Here is a 1,230-nt window from a genome sequence, read left to right on the forward strand (position 1 = left end):
TCCAAGCTTGCAGTAACTGATTCCCGAAGATTTGGATCCCAATCGGGAAAAAGAGCTAGATTAATCTGGCTTAGATAAATCCCTAAAGTAGTAAAACTCAGTTGCTCTGCGGAAGCGGGCGTCAAGCTTTGCTTCTGGTGTTCCAGCGAGGCATCGCTAAACTTTAAGCTCATTTCAATTTTCTCATCTTCAGTGGTCAATAGTACATGCCTTCCCTCTCTTTTAATATGGCTGGTTAGGTGTATGATAGAAATAGGAGTGTGAGGTAGGTAAGGCTCAACAAGTAGGTTTTGCCTTGGATCCCATTTTGGCAGTCCGTAGTGACAAGTCCAATTGCAATAGGCAGGTAGAAGTTCTGTTTCCTTAAGTAGCCCATCTAGATAGACCGCTACATTTAGAGCGAGTTGATCGGTTATGATAGAAGGTCTTCTAGCTAAAGCTTGAGAAAGCCGAAAGTCCCAAAGATCCCAGTGCTTGGCAGTATAGGACATTGCAAAAACACCAGCATTAAGGAGGGGGTACGTATGTAAGTCCTCGACACTCAGACTGGGAAAGTGGTATCTGTAAGCTTCACTAAGATCAATTAGGTAATCTTTTGGGCCATAGAGTAATCTATTCCCTCGATCAATCTCCGGAACAATAGCTAGCCCTCGCTTTTTGCTTCCCTGGATGAGCAAGTCAATCCCGAACCAATCCTGAACCCAAGCATCTGCGTCAATCCAAATATAAACTTCATAGTCTGGAAAGTACCTACGTAGCCGGGGCCGAGCTAGTAATCCCCGCAGATAAGAAGGCACACTCTCAACTCCAGCAAAGTTATAGTTCCAATCCGGCTCAACAATGTAATTGACGTGTTTTGAAAGCCAGTCTACTTGCTCAGGGGTACAGCCCAAATCGAAGAAGCCTATCTCAACAGATTTACCCTGCTCCTTACCTCGGATGGAAAGAACAGTTCCCTGCACTAGATCGAAGAACTTGGAGTCGGCTGCGGTGATAATAACTACTGATTTCATACCAAAAGATAGTTAGGGAGATAGGAATTGCCTAGAACCAGACAACTTTTTTTATTTTAATTTAATTTACTTGGTCGCAATTATGTTTAGACTAACAGGTTTACCGAAAACAACCATTTCACTACAGTCATTAAATAAGCCGAACCGATCTACCTTGCGGATAATCCGAAAGCCTGCCTGAGTCAGCAACATGAACAGATATTCCCACGAGAGACCA

At 43.6% G+C, this 1,230-nt stretch carries 1 pseudogene; it reads right to left on the bottom strand.

The window, feature by feature from the left end:
- Positions 1–1,013: pseudogene (locus tag NW838_RS02275) on the bottom strand (hypothetical protein); the annotation flags it as partial.
- Positions 1,014–1,230: the final 217 nt, after the last annotated feature.

The organism is Synechococcus sp. R55.2 (assembly GCF_047462075.1).
GTDB lineage: Bacteria > Cyanobacteriota > Cyanobacteriia > Thermostichales > Thermostichaceae > Thermostichus.